Here is a 15519-nt window from a genome sequence, read left to right on the forward strand (position 1 = left end):
CGGCCCTTTTGCTTGCCCGCATGACAACCGTGTCATGACCGACATTTAAGCTGCCCTGACCGGCGCACCCCTCTAGCTTCCGGCTCAACGCTTTCGACTTTGGGAGAGAGGACGATGCGTCTTCAAACGATCCTTCTGGCCGCCGTCGCGGCCATGACCACCGGCGCCGTCCAGGCCGCCCCCTCCGTGGAGATCAAGGACGCGGTCGCCCGCGTCACGGTCGTCCCGGAGAACCGCTCCGACATCAAGGTCGAGGTCATCGCGCCTAACGCCAAGCTGCCGCTCAGCGTGCGCAGCCTGGCTGGGCGGACGATCGTCGACGGCGACCTCGACCGGAAGATCCGCAGCTGCAATGGCTCGGGCGAGCGCGCCTCGGTCGAGGTGCGCGGCGTGGGCCGCTTCTCCTACGCCGAGATGCCGCAGGTGGTGATCCGCACGCCCCGGGAGGTGCAGGTTGAGGCCGGCGGAGCCGTGTTCGGCTCGGTGGGCCGTTCCGGCGCCCTGGACCTGGGCAACTCGGGGTGCGGCGACTGGACCGTCGCGAACGTCGAGGGCGAAGCGAAGGTCAGCCAGGCCGGCTCCGGGGATACGCGCATGGGCTCGGCGGGCTCGCTCAAGGTCCGGGTCGCGGGCTCGGGCGACGTGGCGACTGCCGATGTGAAGAGCGGCCTGGACATCAGCATCGCGGGCTCGGGTTCGGCGCATGTGAAGTCGGCTTCGGGCCCGATCGAGATCTCCGTCGCCGGCTCGGGCGACGTCGACATCGGCGGCGGCCGCGCGACGGCCATGAAGGTCTCGATCGCCGGGTCGGGCGACGTCGACTTCGCCGGCGCGGCCGACAGCCTGAAGGCCCGCATCGCAGGGTCGGGCGATGTGCACGCCGCGGAGGTTCGGGGCGAGGTCTCGAAGACGGTCATGGGCTCCGGCTCGGTGCGCGTCGGCAACTGATCGGATGCGCGGCCTGGTCCTCGCGCTCCTCTTCCTGACCGCCGGCTGCGGGGCGCCAGCCAAGACGACGAACGCGGAGGAGACGCGGGAGCCGTTGTGGCGGCTCACCGGCCTCTCCGATCCCGAGAGCGTCGCGCTCGCCGCGGACGGCCGGACGCTCTACGTGGCCAATGTGGCCGGCGAGGGCGAGGTCAAGGACGGCAACGGCTTCATCAGCCGCATCTCGACCGGCGGCAAGATGCTGGAACGGGAGTGGGTGAGGGGACTGGACGCTCCCAAGGGCGCCATCGTCTCGGGCGGAAAGCTCTACGTCTCGGACATCGACCGGCTGGTGGAGATCGACACCGCCACGGGCCGGATCACGGCCCGCTATCCCGCGCCGGGCGCGACCTTCCTGAACGACGTGGGCGTGGCGCCCGATGGTACTGTGTTGGTGGCCGACTCCGGGACGGGCCGCATCTTCGCCCTGGCGAGCGGGGCGATGACGGTCTGGTCGGCGCACCCGCTGCTGAAATCGGTCAACGGCCTGCTGCCCGAGCCCGACCGGCTGCTGGTCACGACCATGGAGGGCCTGTTGCTCTCGATCGACTACCGCACGCGCGCGGTGACGGTGAAGGCGAGGGGCCTCGGCCAAGCCGACGGCCTGGCCCGCGCCGACGGCGACAACTACCTGGTGGGCGAGTGGCCCGGGCGGCTGTTCTACGTGGAGCCCGACGGCAAGGTGCGGACCCTCGCCGACAGCCGCGCGCGCGAGGTGTACATCAACGACTTCATCAAGGTGAGTGACCTGCTGATCGTCCCCAACTGGAAGCCTGGGTCGGTCACCGCCTATCGCATGCTGACCATGATGCTGACCGACGCCGCCGATGCGGCCGACGAGGGGCTGCCCCCGCGCCTGCAGCGGGCGCTGCTTTAGGGATCGAAGGCGAAACAGCACCTCCGCGCCCCTTGACGGGGACGAGTCGCATAGGTATTACCGCGCCTCCTGTTGGACCGGCTGTGTGCTTCGAAGAGATTTGAAGCGCAGACGCGGACCGCGGAACGGCTCGAGACAGTGCTTTCACTAAGCGTTTCGGGAGTAGGCCCTCGCGGGTTCGCGCGGGCCTAAATCGTTTGTGCGGACTTTCGCGTACGGGCTCTCACCTCGAGGGTTCGGGCTGGTCTTTGAAATGGTCGAGATCACGCGGGCGCCCGCCGTCTGTAGGGAAACGTAAGAGCGATATGGCTCAAAACATTCGCATCAGGCTCAAAGCCTTCGATCACCGCGTGCTGGACCATTCCACCCGCGAGATCGTGAACACGGCCAAGAGGACCGGAGCCGCCGTGCGCGGGCCGATCCCGCTGCCGACGCGCATCGAGAAGTTCACCGTCAACCGTTCGCCGCACATCGACAAGAAGTCGCGCGAGCAGTTCGAAATCCGCACGCACAAGCGCGTGCTCGATATCGTCGACCCCACCCCGCAGACCGTGGACGCGCTGATGAAGCTCGACCTGTCCGCCGGCGTGGACGTCGAGATCAAGCTCTAAGGGGATTGATCCGATGCGAACCGGCGTAATCGCCAAGAAAATGGGTATGGCTCGCTTCTTCGACGAAGCCGGCGCCCACGTGCCCGTGACGGTCCTCAGCCTTGAAGGCTGCCAGGTCGTCGCCCATCGCACCAAGGACAAGGACGGCTACGTGGCCCTCCAGCTCGGTGCGGGCTCCAAGAAGCCGAAGAACACCACGAAGGCTCTGCGCGGCCACTTCGCCAAGGGCGAGGTCGAGCCGAAGCACAAGCTGGTCGAGTTCAAGGTCTCTGAAGACAGCCTCATCGACGTGGGCGCGGAAATCACCGCCGACCACTACGTGCCCGGCCAGAAGATCGACATCACCGGCACCACGGTGGGTAAGGGCTTCGCCGGCGCCATGAAGCGCTGGAACTTCGGGGGCCTGCGCGCCACCCACGGCGTGTCCGTCTCGCACCGCTCGCACGGTTCGACGGGTAACCGCCAGGATCCGGGCCGTACCTTCCCGGGCAAGAAGATGGCCGGCCATCTCGGCCAGGAAACCGTCACCACCCTCAACCTGACCGTCTGGCGCGTCGACGCCGAGCGCGGCCTGATCCTGGTCAAGGGCGCCGTCCCGGGCTCGGACGGCTCGTTCGTGAAGATCCGCGACGCGGTGAAGTCGGCCCTGCCGGCCGACGCGCCGAAGCCGGGCGCCTTCAAGGGCGCTGGCCAAGCGGCCAAGGCCGAGGAACCCGCGGTGACCGAAGCCCCGGCCGAAGAGGCCGCGGCGACCGAAGCTGGGGATCAAGCGTAATGAAACTCGACGTCATCAAGCTGGACGGCGGGAAGGGCGGCTCGATCGAGCTGGCCGACGATATCTTCGGCATCGAAGAGATCCGCGGCGACATCCTGCAACGCGTCGTTACCTGGCAGCTGGCCAAGCGCCGCTCGGGCAACCACAAGATCCAGGTCCGCAACGAGGTCTCCCGCACCTCGAAGAAGATGTACAAGCAGAAGGGCACCGGCGGCGCCCGTCACGGTTCGCGCCGTGCGGCCCAGTTCGTCGGCGGCGCCAAGGCCCACGGTCCCGTGGTCCGCAGCCATGCCTTCGACCTGCCCAAGAAGGTCCGCGCCCTGGCCCTGCGCCATGCGCTGTCCTCGAAGGCCAAGGACGGCTCGCTGATCGTGCTGGACACGGTCTCGCTGAAGGACGCCAAGACGGCCGCCCTGCGCGACCAGTTGGGCAAGATCGGCGTGACCCATGCCCTCGTGATCGCCGGCGCCGAGGTGGACAAGAACTTCGGCCTGGCCGCCCGCAACATCCCGAACGTGGATGTGCTGCCGAACGCCGGCCTGAACGTCTATGACGTGCTGCGTCGCCGCACCCTGGTCCTGACCAAGGACGCGGTCGAAGCGATCCAGGCGCGCTTCCAGCCTAAGGAGGCCGCGTGATGGCCGTAGAGCCCACCGTTCGTCACTACGACACCATCCTGTCTCCGATCATCACGGAAAAGGCCACGCTGCTCTCGGAGCAGAACAAGGTCGTCTTCCGCGTGGCCGGCGACGCTTCCAAGGACGAGATCGCCGCTGCGGTCGAGGCGCTGTTCAAGGTCAACGTCACGAAGGTCAATACGATCAACGTGAAGGGTAAGACCAAGCGGTTCCGCGGCATCATGGGCAAGCGCTCGGACGTCAAGAAAGCGATCGTGACGCTGGCCGAAGGCCAGTCGATCGACATCACTACGGGGCTCTAAGTCGATGGCTCTGAAGCAATTCAACCCGACCTCGCCCGGCCGCCGTCAGCTGGTCCTGGTCGACAAGTCCGAGCTCCACAAGGGCCGTCCGGAAAAGTCGCTGGTCGAAGGCCTGACGAAGTCGGGCGGTCGCGGCGGCAACGGCCGCGTTGCGGTCCGCTTCCGCGGCGGCGGCGCCAAGCGCCTGTACCGCATCGTGGACTTCAAGCGTCGCAAGTTCGACGTCCCCGCGACCGTCGAGCGCCTGGAATACGACCCGAACCGCTCGGCCTTCATCGCCCTGGTGAAGTACGCCGACGGCGAGCTGGCCTACATCCTGGCGCCGCAACGCCTGAAGGTCGGCGACCAAGTCGTCGCCTCGGAAAAGGCTGACGTGAAGCCGGGCAACGCCATGCCGCTGCGCGGCATGCCGATCGGCACGATCATCCACAACGTCGAGCTGAAGCCCCTGAAGGGCGGCCAGATCGCCCGTTCGGCCGGGGCCTACGCCCAGCTGGTCGGTCGTGACGCCGGCTATGCGCAGATCCGCCTGAACTCGGGCGAGCTGCGCATGGTGATGGACAGCTGCATGGCCACGGTGGGCGCGGTCTCGAACCCCGACCACATGAACGAGAACCTCGGCAAGGCCGGTCGGGCTCGTCACAAGGGCCGTCGCCCGCACGTCCGCGGCGTCGCCATGAACCCGATCGACCACCCGCACGGCGGCGGTGAAGGCCGCACCTCGGGCGGCCGTCACCCGGTCACCCCGTGGGGCAAGCCCACGAAGGGCCGGAAGACCCGTAAGAACAAGGCGACGGACAAGTTCATCATCCGCTCGCGTCACGCTCGGAAGGCTCGCTAAGCCATGACCCGTTCCGTTTGGAAAGGCCCGTTCGTCGACGGGTACCTGCTGAAGAAGGCCGAGGCGCTGCAGGCGTCGGGCCGCAAGGACGTGATCAAGACCTGGTCGCGCCGCTCGACGATCATGCCCCAGTTCGTGGGCCTGACGTTCGGCGTGCACAACGGCCACAAGCACGTCCCGGTGCTCATCTCGGAAGACATGGTCGGTATGAAGCTGGGCGAGTTCGCGCCCACCCGCTTCTTCCCCGGTCACGCGGCCGACAAGAAGGCCAAGAGGAAGTAAGATGAGCAAGCAAGCCAAGGCTCGCCGTTACACGGACGCCGAAGCGGTGGCCAAGGTGCGGACCATCCGCATCAGCCCCCGCAAGCTCAACCTCGTGGCCCAGTCCATCCGGGGCCTCAAGGTTCAGCGCGCCCTGAACGAGCTGGAATTCAGCTCGCGCCGGATCGCCAATGACGTCCGCAAGGCGCTCTACTCGGCGATCTCCAACGCCGAGAACAACCACAACCTCGACATCGACTCGCTGGTCGTCGCCGAGGCCTACGTGGGCAAGAACCTCGTGATGAAGCGCTTCCATGCCCGCGCCCGCGGTCGTGCGTCGCGTGTCGAGAAGCCGTTCAGCGAGATCACGATCGTGGTCCGCGAAGTGGGTGAGGCCGCCTAATGGGTCAGAAGATCAATCCGGTCGGGCTTCGCCTCGGCATCAACCGCACCTGGGACAGCCGCTGGTTCGCCGACGGCGCCGAGTACGGCCGCCTGCTGCACGAGGACATCAAGGTCCGCCGCGCGCTGAAGAAGCGCCTGTATCAGGCCGGCGTGTCGCGCATCATCATCGAGCGCCCGCACAAGAAGTGCCGCATCACCATCTATGCCGCGCGCCCTGGCGTGATCATCGGCAAGAAGGGCGCGGACATCGACAAGCTGCGCAAGGACATCGCCTCCATGACGGACGGCGAAGTTCACCTGAACATCGTCGAGATCCGCAAGCCGGAGACCGATGCCCAGCTGGTGGCCGAGAACATCGCCCAGCAGCTCGAGCGCCGCGTCGCCTTCCGCCGCGCGATGAAGCGTTCGATGCAGTCGGCCATGCGCCTCGGCGCCAAGGGCGTCCGCATCAACGTCTCGGGCCGCCTCGGCGGCGCCGAAATCGCCCGTATGGAGTGGTACCGCGAAGGTCGCGTGCCGCTGCACACGCTGCGCGCCGACGTGGACTACGGCTTCACCGAAGCCAAGACCACCTACGGCATCATCGGCGTGAAGGTGTGGGTCTTCAAGGGCGAGGTCCTGGACCACGACCCGATGGCCCTCGACAAGCGCCTGGCCAGCGAGAGCGGCCCGGCTGGTGAGGGCGGTGGCCGCGAGCGCGGCGATCGTCCGGACCGCGGCCCGCGCCGCGATCGCCGCGAACCGGCGAACGCCTAAGGACCTGAAGAGATGCTGTCTCCGAAGAGAACCAAGTACCGCAAGCAGTTCAAGGGCCGCATCCACGGCCTGGCGAAGGGCGGCTTCACGCTGAACTTCGGCTCCTACGGCCTGAAGTCGGTCGAGCCCGAGCGCATCACGGCGCGTCAGATCGAAGCGGCCCGCCGCGCGATCACCCGCCAGATGAAGCGTCAAGGCCGCGTCTGGATCCGTATCTACCCGGACGTGCCGGTCACCGGTAAGCCGGCCGAAGTCCGGATGGGTAAGGGCAAGGGCGCCGTGGAGTTCTGGGCCGCCCGGGTTCACCCCGGCCGGATCATGTTCGAAATCGACGGCGTGCCGGACGATGTGGCCCGTGAAGCCCTGCGCCTCGGCGCGGCGAAGCTTCCGGTGAAGACCCGCATCGTCACCCGCATCGACGCGCCGGTGGAGCACGCCTGATGAAGATCGACGAAATCCGGGGCCTCACCCCCGACCAGCTGGCCGACCAGCTCGTCTCCCTGAAGAAGGAGCAGTTCAACCTGCGCTTCCAGAAGGCGACCGGCCAGATCGAGAAGACCCACCGCGTGGACCAGGTGCGCAAGGATATCGCGCGCATCAAGACGGTCCTGCGCGGCAAGCAGGCCCAGGCCTGAGGAGAACCGACAGATGCCGAAACGAATTCTCGAAGGCGTGGTCGTCTCCGACAAGGGCGACAAGACGGTGGTCGTGAAGGTCGAACGGACCTTCCTGCACCCGGTGCTTAAGAAGACCGTCCGTCGGTCGAAGAAGTACCACGCCCATGACGAGGCCAATGCCTACAAGTCCGGCGAGATCGCCCGCATCATCGAATGCGCGCCCAAGTCGAAGACCAAAACCTGGGAAGTGCTGCCTAAGGGCGGCGCGGCCCAAGAAGCCTAAGGATCTGAACCCATGATCCAGATGCAAACTAACCTGGACGTCGCCGACAATTCCGGCGCCCGCCGGGTCATGTGCATCAAGGTGCTGGGCGGCGCGAAGCGCCGTTACGCCAGCGTCGGTGACAAGATCGTCGTTTCCGTGAAGGAAGCGATCCCGCGCGGCCGCGTGAAGAAGGGCGATGTGCTGCAAGCCATCGTCGTTCGGACCAGCCAGGCCATCAAGCGCAAGGACGGCTCGGTGATCCGCTTCGACAAGAACGCGGCCGTGATCGTCAACAAGAGCTCCGAGCCGATCGGCACGCGGATCTTTGGCCCGGTTCCCCGTGAACTGCGCGCCAAGAACCACATGAAGATCATCTCGCTCGCCCCCGAGGTGCTGTGATGGCTGCGAAGATCAAGAAGGGGGACCAGGTCATGGTCCTCGCCGGTAAGGACAAGGGCCGTCAGGGCTCGGTCCTGAAGGTGCTCCCGCAGGAGCAACGCGTCGTGGTCCAGGGCCTGAACATGGTCCAGCGCCACACCCGTCCGTCCCAGTTGGATCCCCAGGGCGGGATCAAGCACAAGGAAGCGTCGATCCATCTGTCGAACGTGGCCGTCGTGGACTCGAAGGGCAAGCCGACCCGCGTCGGTTTCAAGATCGAGGGCGACAAGAAGGTCCGTATCGCCAAGACGACCGGCGAGGTGATCAATGGCTGATCAAGCTTACGAACCGCGGCTCAAGACCGAGTACCGCTCGCGCATCCGTGGGAAGCTGAAGGAAAAGTTCGGCTACACCAACGAGATGCAGATCCCGAAGATCGAGAAGATCGTGATCAACATGGGCGTGGGCGAAGCTGTCGCCGACTCCAAGAAGATCAACTCGGCGATCGCTGACCTGGCGAAGATCGCCGGTCAGAAGCCGGTGGCCACCAAGGCCCGTACGTCGATCGCCGGCTTCAAGCTGCGCGAAGGCATGACGGTTGGCTGCAAGGTCACCCTGCGCAAGGATCAGATGTACGAGTTCCTCGACCGTCTGATCACGATCGCCCTGCCGCGCGTGAAGGACTTCCGGGGCCTGAAGCCCACGTCGTTCGACGGCCGCGGCAACTACGCCATGGGTCTGAAGGAGCACATCGTGTTCCCGGAGATCAACTACGACCAGATCGACCAGATCTGGGGCATGGACATCATCGTCACCACGACTGCGAAGACCGACGACGAAGCTCGCGAGCTTCTCCGGGAATTCCAGTTCCCGTTCGTGCAAGCGTAACGGCGGGAAGGGAACAGAGACATGGCCAAGAAAAGCGCTGTCAATCGCAACGAACGGGTCAAGCAACTCGTGAAGCAGCACGCCGCCAAGCGCGACGCGCTGAAGGCGATCGCCAACAACGAGAGCCTGCCGCTGGAGGAGCGCTTCGAAGCTCGCCTCAAGCTGGCGGAGCTGCCGCGCAACTCGTCCAAGACCCGGATTCGCAACCGCTGCGAAGTCACCGGTCGCCCGCGTGCGTACTATCGCAAGCTGAAGATGAGCCGGATTTCCCTGCGTGACCTCGGGTCCGCCGGGCTGATCCCGGGCCTCGTCAAGTCGAGCTGGTAAGGGGCATCCAATGGTCAACGACCCCATCGGCGATCTGATCGCCCGCATCAAGAACGCCGCCTCGCGCGGCCGCAACAAGCTGTCGACCCCGGCCTCGAAGATGCGCGCGCGCCTCCTCGATGTGCTGCTCGATGAAGGCTACATCCGCGGCTACCACCTGGTGGAAAAGCCCGGCGCCTTCCCCGAGTTCGAGATCGAGCTGAAGTACTTTGACGGCGCGCCCGTCATCGTCGAGATCAGCCGCGTCTCGAAGCCCGGCCGTCGCGTCTATTCGTCGATCAAGGACCTGAAGCCCGTGAAGAACGGCCTCGGGATCTCGATCCTGTCGACGCCGAAGGGCGTCATGTCGGACACCGCGGCCCGCGAGGCCAACGTGGGCGGCGAAGTGCTCTGCCGGGTCTACTAAGATGTCTCGTATCGGAAAGAAGGCTGTCGCCGTCCCGAGCGGCGTCACCGTCACCATCGACGGCCAGACGGTCACGGTGAAGGGCCCCAAGGGTCAGCTCGCCTGGACGGTCGCCGAAGAGATCGAGGTCAAGCAGGAGGGCGGGGAACTCACGCTCTCCAAGCGCCAGGAAAGCACCCGCGCGCAAGCGATGTGGGGCCTCTCGCGCACGCTGGTCAACAACATGGTCGTGGGCGTGACCCAGGGCTATGAGCAGACCCTCGAGCTGGTCGGCGTCGGCTACCGCGCCGCGATGAAGGGCCAGGCGCTCTCCATGCAGCTCGGCTTCAGCCACGACGTCGACATCCCGCCGCCGGCGGGCATCTCGTTCGCCGTGCCGAAGCAGACCGAGATCAAGATCTCGGGCATCGACAAGCAGGCGGTTGGTGAAACCGCCGCCCGGATCCGCCGCATCCGTCCGCCGGAGCCCTACAAGGGCAAGGGCGTGCGCTATCAAGGCGAGACGGTCCGGCGCAAGGAAGGCAAGAAGAAGTAAGCCATGGCTATTTCCTCCCGCGAATCCACGAAGCGTCGCGCCCAGCGCGTCCGCACCCGTCTCCGGACGGTGGCGAACGGCCGCCCGCGCCTTTCGGTCTTCCGCTCCGCCAAGAACATCTACGCCCAGGTCATCGATGATGAGAACGGCGTGACGCTCGCGGCCGCTTCCACGCTGGAAGGCGAGGGCAAGAAGGCCAAGGGGTCCGATAAGGACGCCGCCGCCCGCGTCGGCGCCCTGGTCGCCCAGCGCGCCATCGAAAAGGGCGTCAAGGACGTCGTCTTCGATCGGGGTGGCTACATCTACCACGGTCGGGTCAAGGCCCTGGCTGACGCCGCGCGCGAAGCCGGCCTGAACTTCTAAGGAAACGATCATGGCTCGCAGAGACGAACAGCGCGGCGATCGTCGCAATCGGAACCCCGAAGAAGAACGCGACAGCGAAATCGTCGAAAAGCTGGTGCACATCAACCGCGTCGCCGCCACCGTGAAGGGTGGTCGCCGCTTCTCGTTCGCCGCCCTGATGGTGGTGGGCGACCAGAAGGGCCGCGTGGGCTTCGGTCATGGCAAGGCGCGTGAAGTGCCGGAAGCCATCCGCAAGGCGACCGAAGAAGCCAAGAAGTCGATGATCCGCGTCCCGCTGCGCGAAAGCCGCACGCTGCACCACGACGGCAACGGCCGTTGGGGCGCTGGCAAGGTGATGGTCCGCGCGGCGCCTCCCGGCACCGGCGTCATCGCCGGCGGTCCGATGCGCGCGGTTCTGGAAACCCTGGGTGTTCAGGACGTGGTCGGCAAGTCGGTCGGCTCGTCCAACCCCTACAACATGGTGCGCGCGACGTTCGAAGCGCTGAAGGCCCAATCCTCGCCCCGCCAAGTGGCGGCCAAGCGCGGTAAGAAGGTCTCGGACGTGATCGGCCGCCGCGCTGACGGCGCCTCGGCGGTTGCGGCCGCCGCGGACGCGGAAGGTTAAGCTCATGGCCCAAGTGACCGTTCGCCAGACCGGCAGCCCGATCCGCCGGACCAAGGACCAGCGCGCGACCCTCGCGGGCCTGGGCCTGAACAAGGTGGGCCGCGTCTCCACGCTCGAGGACACCCCCTCGGTCCGTGGCATGATCGCCAAGGTCCATCACCTCGTCGAAGTGGTGGAATAGCCAAATCATTCGTGCCATAGGCACGGACTGAAGGGCGAGGCGCGAGCCTCGCCCGTCGGCGTTTCTAAGCCGACCCGTTTTTCACAGCCGAGTCGGGGCCTTCGTCCCGGCGACAGATCTCCAAGGAGAGGCACATGACCAAGCTGAACGAACTCGCCCCGCAGGAAGGCTCCACCAAGGGCCGCATGCGCGTCGGCCGCGGCCCGGGCTCGGGCAAGGGCAAGACCGCCGGTCGCGGTGTGAAGGGCCAGAAGGCGCGCTCGGGCGTGTCGGTCTTCGGTTTCGAAGGCGGCCAGATGCCGCTGCACATGCGCATGCCGAAGCGCGGCTTCAACTCGCGCAACCGGAAGGACTTCGCCGAGGTCAACCTGTGGCGCATCGAGCAAGCGATCGCCGCCGGCAAGCTCGACGCGAAGGCCGCCATCGACGCCGCCGCCCTGCTGAAGGCGGGCGTGATCCGTCGTGAAAAGGACGGCGTGAAGCTGCTGGGCGAGGGCGAGCTGAAGTCCAAGCTCAACCTGACCGTCTATTCCGCCACCGCCTCGGCCCGCGCGGCCGTCGAAAAGGCCGGCGGCTCGCTGACCACGACCAAGGTCGAAGCCAAGGCTGAAGAAGCCTAAGGCGTCCTGCTACGACGCCGGCCTCGCTATCGGGGTCGGCGCGTCCTATCTCAGCAGGAATACGAGTCAGGGGATTTGCTGAATGGCTTCGGCCGCAGAACAGCTCGCCGCCAATCTGAACTTCGACGCCTTCCGCAAGGCCACGGAGCTTCACAAGCGCATCTGGTTCACGCTCTGGGCGCTGATCGTCTATCGCCTGGGCACCTACATTCCGATCCCCGGCATCGACCCGGTGGCGTTCCAGCAGGCTTTCTCGGGCCAGGCCCAGGGCATCCTGGGCATGTTCAACATGTTCTCGGGCGGCGCCGTCGAACGGATGGCGATCTTCGCCCTGAACGTGATGCCGTACATCTCGGCCTCGATCATCGTTCAGCTGCTCGGCACGGTGTACCCGCCGTGGGAGAAGCTGCGGAAGGAAGGCGGCGAGGCGGGGCGCAAGACGCTCAACCAGTACACCCGTTACCTGACCGTGGTGCTCGCGGTGTTCCAGTCCTTCGGCATCGCCGCGGGGCTGTCGCAGAGCCCTGGCCTGGTCGAGCATCCCGGCATCTTCTTCATCGTCTCCACGGTCGTCACCCTCACGGGCGGCACGATGTTCCTGATGTGGCTGGGCGAGCAGATCACCAGCCGCGGCGTCGGCAACGGCATCTCGCTGCTGATCTTCGCCGGCATCGTGGCGGTCCTGCCGCAGTACCTGTTCCAGGCGCTGGAGCTCACCCGCACCGGCTCGATGAACACCGGCACGCTCTTCCTGATGGTCATCCTGGTGGTGGCGATCACGGTGGCCATCGTCTTCATGGAACGCTCGCAGCGCCGCCTTCTGGTGCAGTATCCGAAGCGCCAGGTCGGAAACCGCATGTTCGGCGGCGACACCTCGTTCCTGCCGCTGAAGATCAACACCTCGGGCGTTATCCCCCCGATCTTCGCCTCGTCGCTGCTGTTGCTGCCGGCGACCGTCATGGGCTTCGCGGCCACGGCGAACCTGCCGGAGTGGCTGCAGTGGCTGCCGCTCGCGGTGGGCCAGCTCCAGCACGGCCAGCCCCTGTTCATGGTGCTCTACGGCGCCCTGATCATCTTCTTCTGCTTCTTCTACACGTCGGTCGTCTTCAACCCCGAGGACACGGCGGAGAACCTGCGCAAGTACGGCGGCTTCCTGCCGGGCATCCGTCCGGGCAAGCGGACGGCCGAGTACCTCGACTTCGTGCTGACCCGCCTGACCGTGATCGGCGCGGCGTACATCACCCTAGTCTGCCTGGTGCCGGAAGGCCTGATGCGGTTCACGGGCACGCAATTCTACATGGGCGGCACGTCGCTGCTCATCGTGGTCAGCGTCACCATGGACACCGTCGCCCAGATCCAGTCGCACCTGCTGGCGCACCAGTACGAAGGTCTGATCAAGAAGTCGAAGCTGCGGGGCGGCCGCCGCTAGGGGCGGCCTGCCTTGGGTGACGTTGCGGTACGGCGCCATCAAGAGCGCCGGGTGAGGGGATCGCTATGAACCTGATTCTGTTCGGGCCGCCGGCGGCGGGGAAGGGGACCCAGGCCAAGCGCCTGGTCGAGACCCGCAACATGGTCCAGCTGTCGACCGGCGACATGCTGCGCGCCGCGATCGCCTCGGGTTCCGACCTGGGCAAGCGCGTCGAAGGCATCATGCAGCGCGGCGAGCTCGTCTCGGACGAGATCGTCATCGAGCTGATCGAGAGCCGCCTGCCGGAAGCCGAGGCCGCCGGCGGCGCCATCTTCGACGGCTTTCCGCGCACGCTTCCCCAGGCCGGAGCCCTGGACAAGATGCTCAAGGGCCGCGGCAGCCAGATCGACCTGGTCCTTCGCCTGAAGGTCGACGACGAGGCGCTGAAGCAACGGATCGCCGGCCGCTTCGCCGAGTCGGGCCGCCCGGACGACAATCCCGAGAGCTTCGTGGTGCGCCTGAACGCCTACAACGCCCAAACCGCGCCGCTGCTGCCGTACTACCAGGAGCAGGGGAAGCTGGTGGAAGTCGACGGCATGGGCGCGATCGACGCCGTGGCCGCCGGCATCGACGGCGCGCTCGACGCCCGCGCCTGAACCGGGGCGTCGGCGCCGTGAGCGGCCAAGACGCACCACCGGCCTGGCTCGACGATCTGCGGGCCGCGATCCTGGGCGGGCGCTTCGCGGACGCCGAGCGCCTCATCGACCTGCATCGCAAGACCGATCCAGCGCCTCCCGCCTTCGAGCTGGCGCTGCGGCAGCGGTGGGGCATGACCCTCGCTGAAGCCGGCGACCTGGAAGGCGCGGAGACGCAACTGCGGGCCGCCGCCGTCCTCGCGCCGAACGATTCCGAGACCCAGAACGACCTCGCGGTAGCCGAGCTCCGCCGCGGCCGCCACGCCCAGGCGGTGGAGACGCTGCGGCGCGTCCTGGGACTGGATCCCGGCCACAAGGGCGCGCTGACCAACCTGGGCGCGGCGCTGATGGCCCTGAAGCAGCACGCGGCGGCGGAGGAGATCTACCGGCGGCTGCTGGCGCAGGATCCCGGAAACGCGGCGGCGCAGCGGAACCTGGGCGTGCTGCTGAATGCGCTCGAGCGGCACGAGGAGGCGCTGGCCGTCGCCGACGCTGCGCTGGCCGCGGGACCAAACGCGACGGCCCTCGGCGTGCGGGCCGCCGCCCTGTTCGCCTTGGATCGCTTCGATGAGTCGATCGCCGCCAGCCGGCTGGCCATGCAGGCGGGTGACGACCCCTATGAGCATCTCTGCCGGCTGGGCCTCGCCCTGGCGTCGTCCGGCCGGCTGGATGAAGCCTTCACGGTGCTCGACCAGGCCGCGGCGCTGCGGCCTGCCAACCACCTGGCGTATCACCGCCGCTCGCTGATCCGCCTGAAGGCGGGGGAATTCCAAGGCGGCTGGCGCGACCACGAGGCGCGCTGGCGCGACGCGCCGTTCCTGACCGACGCCGCAGGCGCCGCGGCGCGGGCGCTGGCGCCCCGCTTCCGGCTCGACGTGACCCTGGATGAGCTGCGGGGACGCAGCGTCCTGGTCGTGGGCGAGCAGGGGATCGGCGACGAGATCATGTTCGCCAGCATGCTGCCGGACCTCGCGAGGCTGGCGGGACGCGTCACCTGCCTCTGCGAGGCGCGTCTGGTCCGCTTGTTCAGGGCGTCGATGCCGGCGATCGCATTCCGAGCGGCGCACGATGTCGGCGCCGTCGAGCCCCACGACATCGTCCTGCCCGCCGGCAGCCTGGGGCGGCTGTTCCGCAACCGCCTGGAGGACTTCGACGGCGCGCCCTATCTGCGACCGTCGCCGGCGGTGGCCGCCCGGTGGGGCGAACGGCTCCGGCCGCGTCCGCAGGGCGGCCTGCGGGTGGGGCTCTCGTGGCGAGGCGGGACGAAGCACACCCGGCTGAGCCAGCGCTCGGTTCCCCTTGCCGATCTCCTCGCCGCGCTGCCCAGGGAGAACGTCTATGTCAGCCTGCAGTACGGGGACGTGCGCGCCGACGTGGCGGCCGCTGAGGCTGGGGATCTCCAGGTGTTCGATCCGGCCGAAATCTTGGATTTCGAGGACCTAGCCGGTCTGGTCCGCGGCCTCGACGCCGTGGTCTCGGTGCAGACGGCGGTCGTCCACCTCGCCGGGGCCCTGGGGACGCCGTGCCTGACGCTCGTGCCGCATATCGCCGAGTGGCGCTACATGGCCCAGGGCGAAACCATGCCCTGGTATGGCTCGGCGCGCCTCTTTCGTCAGCCGGAGCGCGGGGCCTGGGCGCCGGTGTTGGAGGCGGCGGGAGCGGCGTTGAGCCGCATGGCGCCGCAGCCCTGAGCAGGAGGCGGTCCCAGCCCCGGCCGCCGCCCCGTGGCGTTGCGCGAAAGCCGCTCCCGTGCTTTCCTTCAAGCCGCGCCGGACGCAG

Annotated in this window: 26 protein-coding genes; all 26 read left to right on the forward strand. The window is 67.2% G+C overall.

The features are described 5' to 3' along the window. Positions 1-114 precede the first annotated feature (114 nt). A complete protein-coding gene (locus ACODSY_RS11310; protein WP_488951854.1) occupies positions 115-948 on the forward strand; it encodes a GIN domain-containing protein in 834 nt (277 codons plus the stop codon). Between the two features lie 4 nt (positions 949-952). Next, positions 953-1864 (forward strand): SMP-30/gluconolactonase/LRE family protein, encoded by a 912-nt coding sequence (locus ACODSY_RS11315; protein WP_488951855.1) that lies wholly within the window; start codon positions 953-955, stop codon positions 1862-1864. A 305-nt stretch (positions 1865-2169) separates the two neighbouring features. After that, positions 2170-2475: a 30S ribosomal protein S10 gene (gene rpsJ, locus ACODSY_RS11320; RefSeq protein WP_068876686.1), complete on the forward strand. Its 306-nt coding sequence runs from the start codon at positions 2170-2172 to the stop codon at positions 2473-2475. Positions 2476-2488: 13 nt separating this feature from the next. After that, the gene (rplC, locus tag ACODSY_RS11325; RefSeq protein WP_488951856.1) at positions 2489-3250 is read left to right on the forward strand and encodes a 50S ribosomal protein L3; all 762 of its coding nucleotides are present in this window, start codon (positions 2489-2491) and stop codon (positions 3248-3250) included. Then, positions 3250-3888, forward strand: coding sequence for a 50S ribosomal protein L4 (gene rplD, locus ACODSY_RS11330; RefSeq protein ID WP_488951857.1), 639 nt, complete (start codon positions 3250-3252; stop codon positions 3886-3888). The genes rplC and rplD overlap by 1 nt, the downstream gene beginning before the upstream one ends. Then, positions 3888-4190 carry a 50S ribosomal protein L23 gene (locus ACODSY_RS11335; protein ID WP_068876689.1) on the forward strand — a complete coding sequence of 101 codons (303 nt, stop codon included), beginning with the start codon at positions 3888-3890 and terminating at the stop codon, positions 4188-4190. Before rplD ends, ACODSY_RS11335 begins: the two co-directional genes overlap by 1 nt. Positions 4191-4194: 4 nt before the next feature. Continuing rightward, a complete protein-coding gene (gene rplB, locus ACODSY_RS11340; RefSeq protein ID WP_488951858.1) occupies positions 4195-5031 on the forward strand; it encodes a 50S ribosomal protein L2 in 837 nt (278 codons plus the stop codon). Positions 5032-5034: 3 nt separating this feature from the next. Then, entirely contained in the window at positions 5035-5313 is a 279-nt protein-coding gene (gene rpsS, locus ACODSY_RS11345) for a 30S ribosomal protein S19 (RefSeq protein WP_488951859.1), read from the forward strand. A gap of 1 nt (position 5314) precedes the next feature. Next, the gene (gene rplV / locus ACODSY_RS11350) at positions 5315-5695 is read left to right on the forward strand and encodes a 50S ribosomal protein L22 (RefSeq protein ID WP_488951860.1); all 381 of its coding nucleotides are present in this window, start codon (positions 5315-5317) and stop codon (positions 5693-5695) included. Further along, entirely contained in the window at positions 5695-6453 is a 759-nt protein-coding gene (gene rpsC / locus ACODSY_RS11355) for a 30S ribosomal protein S3 (RefSeq protein ID WP_488951861.1), read from the forward strand. The genes rplV and rpsC overlap by 1 nt, the downstream gene beginning before the upstream one ends. A gap of 12 nt (positions 6454-6465) precedes the next feature. Continuing rightward, on the forward strand, positions 6466-6894 hold the full coding sequence (gene rplP, locus ACODSY_RS11360) for a 50S ribosomal protein L16 (protein ID WP_488951862.1): 429 nt from the start codon (positions 6466-6468) through the stop codon (positions 6892-6894). Further along, a complete protein-coding gene (gene rpmC / locus ACODSY_RS11365) occupies positions 6894-7088 on the forward strand; it encodes a 50S ribosomal protein L29 (RefSeq protein ID WP_488951863.1) in 195 nt (64 codons plus the stop codon). The genes rplP and rpmC overlap by 1 nt, the downstream gene beginning before the upstream one ends. A gap of 13 nt (positions 7089-7101) precedes the next feature. Then, on the forward strand, positions 7102-7353 hold the full coding sequence (gene rpsQ / locus ACODSY_RS11370; RefSeq protein WP_488951864.1) for a 30S ribosomal protein S17: 252 nt from the start codon (positions 7102-7104) through the stop codon (positions 7351-7353). Between the two features lie 12 nt (positions 7354-7365). Beyond that, complete coding sequence (rplN, locus tag ACODSY_RS11375; protein WP_068876697.1) at positions 7366-7734, forward strand: 50S ribosomal protein L14; 369 nt, start codon at positions 7366-7368, stop codon at positions 7732-7734. Next, a complete protein-coding gene (gene rplX / locus ACODSY_RS11380) occupies positions 7734-8048 on the forward strand; it encodes a 50S ribosomal protein L24 (protein ID WP_488951865.1) in 315 nt (104 codons plus the stop codon). The genes rplN and rplX overlap by 1 nt, the downstream gene beginning before the upstream one ends. Further along, positions 8041-8601: a 50S ribosomal protein L5 gene (rplE, locus tag ACODSY_RS11385; RefSeq protein WP_488951866.1), complete on the forward strand. Its 561-nt coding sequence runs from the start codon at positions 8041-8043 to the stop codon at positions 8599-8601. Before rplX ends, rplE begins: the two co-directional genes overlap by 8 nt. A 21-nt stretch (positions 8602-8622) precedes the next feature. Further along, positions 8623-8928 carry a 30S ribosomal protein S14 gene (gene rpsN / locus ACODSY_RS11390; protein WP_488951867.1) on the forward strand — a complete coding sequence of 102 codons (306 nt, stop codon included), beginning with the start codon at positions 8623-8625 and terminating at the stop codon, positions 8926-8928. Between the two features lie 10 nt (positions 8929-8938). Then, positions 8939-9334 carry a 30S ribosomal protein S8 gene (gene rpsH / locus ACODSY_RS11395; protein WP_488951868.1) on the forward strand — a complete coding sequence of 132 codons (396 nt, stop codon included), beginning with the start codon at positions 8939-8941 and terminating at the stop codon, positions 9332-9334. A 1-nt stretch (position 9335) separates the two neighbouring features. Next, entirely contained in the window at positions 9336-9869 is a 534-nt protein-coding gene (rplF, locus tag ACODSY_RS11400) for a 50S ribosomal protein L6 (protein ID WP_488951869.1), read from the forward strand. A gap of 3 nt (positions 9870-9872) precedes the next feature. Further along, entirely contained in the window at positions 9873-10232 is a 360-nt protein-coding gene (gene rplR / locus ACODSY_RS11405) for a 50S ribosomal protein L18 (protein ID WP_488951870.1), read from the forward strand. 10 nt (positions 10233-10242) lie between these two features. Further along, entirely contained in the window at positions 10243-10836 is a 594-nt protein-coding gene (gene rpsE, locus ACODSY_RS11410; RefSeq protein WP_488951871.1) for a 30S ribosomal protein S5, read from the forward strand. 4 nt (positions 10837-10840) lie between these two features. Continuing rightward, the gene (gene rpmD, locus ACODSY_RS11415; protein WP_488951872.1) at positions 10841-11017 is read left to right on the forward strand and encodes a 50S ribosomal protein L30; all 177 of its coding nucleotides are present in this window, start codon (positions 10841-10843) and stop codon (positions 11015-11017) included. 134 nt (positions 11018-11151) lie between these two features. Continuing rightward, positions 11152-11637 (forward strand): 50S ribosomal protein L15, encoded by a 486-nt coding sequence (gene rplO / locus ACODSY_RS11420; RefSeq protein ID WP_488951873.1) that lies wholly within the window; start codon positions 11152-11154, stop codon positions 11635-11637. Between the two features lie 82 nt (positions 11638-11719). Further along, positions 11720-13066: a preprotein translocase subunit SecY gene (gene secY / locus ACODSY_RS11425; RefSeq protein ID WP_488951874.1), complete on the forward strand. Its 1347-nt coding sequence runs from the start codon at positions 11720-11722 to the stop codon at positions 13064-13066. Positions 13067-13131: 65 nt separating this feature from the next. Further along, positions 13132-13701, forward strand: coding sequence for an adenylate kinase (locus tag ACODSY_RS11430; protein WP_488951875.1), 570 nt, complete (start codon positions 13132-13134; stop codon positions 13699-13701). 17 nt (positions 13702-13718) lie between these two features. Continuing rightward, a complete protein-coding gene (locus ACODSY_RS11435) occupies positions 13719-15431 on the forward strand; it encodes a tetratricopeptide repeat protein (RefSeq protein ID WP_488951876.1) in 1713 nt (570 codons plus the stop codon). Positions 15432-15519 lie beyond the last annotated feature (88 nt).

It is taken from the genome of Phenylobacterium sp. FG114 (genome assembly GCF_057809855.1).

Coding starts and splice junctions, on each gene's coding strand:
- rpmC (WP_488951863.1), top strand. CDS start 6,894: ATGAAGATCGACGAAATCCGGGGCCTCACCCCCGACCAGCTGGCCGAC.
- ACODSY_RS11310 (WP_488951854.1), top strand. CDS start 115: ATGCGTCTTCAAACGATCCTTCTGGCCGCCGTCGCGGCCATGACCACC.
- rpsN (WP_488951867.1), top strand. CDS start 8,623: ATGGCCAAGAAAAGCGCTGTCAATCGCAACGAACGGGTCAAGCAACTC.
- rpsE (WP_488951871.1), top strand. CDS start 10,243: ATGGCTCGCAGAGACGAACAGCGCGGCGATCGTCGCAATCGGAACCCC.
- rplP (WP_488951862.1), top strand. CDS start 6,466: ATGCTGTCTCCGAAGAGAACCAAGTACCGCAAGCAGTTCAAGGGCCGC.
- ACODSY_RS11335 (WP_068876689.1), top strand. CDS start 3,888: ATGGCCGTAGAGCCCACCGTTCGTCACTACGACACCATCCTGTCTCCG.
- rpsQ (WP_488951864.1), top strand. CDS start 7,102: ATGCCGAAACGAATTCTCGAAGGCGTGGTCGTCTCCGACAAGGGCGAC.
- ACODSY_RS11430 (WP_488951875.1), top strand. CDS start 13,132: ATGAACCTGATTCTGTTCGGGCCGCCGGCGGCGGGGAAGGGGACCCAG.
- rplD (WP_488951857.1), top strand. CDS start 3,250: ATGAAACTCGACGTCATCAAGCTGGACGGCGGGAAGGGCGGCTCGATC.
- rpmD (WP_488951872.1), top strand. CDS start 10,841: ATGGCCCAAGTGACCGTTCGCCAGACCGGCAGCCCGATCCGCCGGACC.
- rpsS (WP_488951859.1), top strand. CDS start 5,035: ATGACCCGTTCCGTTTGGAAAGGCCCGTTCGTCGACGGGTACCTGCTG.
- rplB (WP_488951858.1), top strand. CDS start 4,195: ATGGCTCTGAAGCAATTCAACCCGACCTCGCCCGGCCGCCGTCAGCTG.
- rplF (WP_488951869.1), top strand. CDS start 9,336: ATGTCTCGTATCGGAAAGAAGGCTGTCGCCGTCCCGAGCGGCGTCACC.
- secY (WP_488951874.1), top strand. CDS start 11,720: ATGGCTTCGGCCGCAGAACAGCTCGCCGCCAATCTGAACTTCGACGCC.
- rplO (WP_488951873.1), top strand. CDS start 11,152: ATGACCAAGCTGAACGAACTCGCCCCGCAGGAAGGCTCCACCAAGGGC.
- rplN (WP_068876697.1), top strand. CDS start 7,366: ATGATCCAGATGCAAACTAACCTGGACGTCGCCGACAATTCCGGCGCC.
- rplV (WP_488951860.1), top strand. CDS start 5,315: ATGAGCAAGCAAGCCAAGGCTCGCCGTTACACGGACGCCGAAGCGGTG.
- ACODSY_RS11315 (WP_488951855.1), top strand. CDS start 953: ATGCGCGGCCTGGTCCTCGCGCTCCTCTTCCTGACCGCCGGCTGCGGG.
- rplC (WP_488951856.1), top strand. CDS start 2,489: ATGCGAACCGGCGTAATCGCCAAGAAAATGGGTATGGCTCGCTTCTTC.
- rpsH (WP_488951868.1), top strand. CDS start 8,939: ATGGTCAACGACCCCATCGGCGATCTGATCGCCCGCATCAAGAACGCC.
- rplE (WP_488951866.1), top strand. CDS start 8,041: ATGGCTGATCAAGCTTACGAACCGCGGCTCAAGACCGAGTACCGCTCG.
- rpsC (WP_488951861.1), top strand. CDS start 5,695: ATGGGTCAGAAGATCAATCCGGTCGGGCTTCGCCTCGGCATCAACCGC.
- rpsJ (WP_068876686.1), top strand. CDS start 2,170: ATGGCTCAAAACATTCGCATCAGGCTCAAAGCCTTCGATCACCGCGTG.
- rplX (WP_488951865.1), top strand. CDS start 7,734: ATGGCTGCGAAGATCAAGAAGGGGGACCAGGTCATGGTCCTCGCCGGT.
- rplR (WP_488951870.1), top strand. CDS start 9,873: ATGGCTATTTCCTCCCGCGAATCCACGAAGCGTCGCGCCCAGCGCGTC.